The organism is Streptomyces viridochromogenes, from assembly GCF_001270495.1.
Lineage (GTDB): Bacteria > Actinomycetota > Actinomycetes > Streptomycetales > Streptomycetaceae > Streptomyces > Streptomyces viridochromogenes_A.
Genome location: NZ_LGUR01000147.1, coordinates 1 through 310, shown reverse-complemented (window position 1 = coordinate 310; position 310 = coordinate 1). Strand labels below are relative to the sequence as shown.

The window sequence follows — 310 nt, the reverse complement described above, 5'->3', positions numbered from 1 at the left end:
GCCGTCCCGATCGAGGACGCCGCCGAGCGCGCCTACGGCGAACTCGACGCCACCGGTTACGGCTACGGCCCCGCCTTCCGCGGCCTGCGTGCCGTATGGGCCCACGGCACCGACCTCTACGCCGAGGTCACGCTCCCCGAGGAAGCGGGCAAGCCCGACGGCTACGGCCTCCACCCCGCCCTCCTCGACGCCTGCTTCCACGCCGGAGCACTCCGCACCGACCAACCCGACCACGAACGCCACCTCGTCCTCCCCTTCGCCTGGAACGACGTCCACCTCTACGCCGGCGCAGCCACCACCCTCCGCGTCC

General features: G+C 73.2%; 1 protein-coding gene. It reads left to right on the top strand.

Features of this window, described 5'->3' with window-relative positions; genetic code table 11:
* The coding region (locus ADK36_RS15855) for a polyketide synthase dehydratase domain-containing protein (RefSeq protein ID WP_159391161.1) at positions 1 to 310 on the top strand (310 nt) is incomplete at both ends.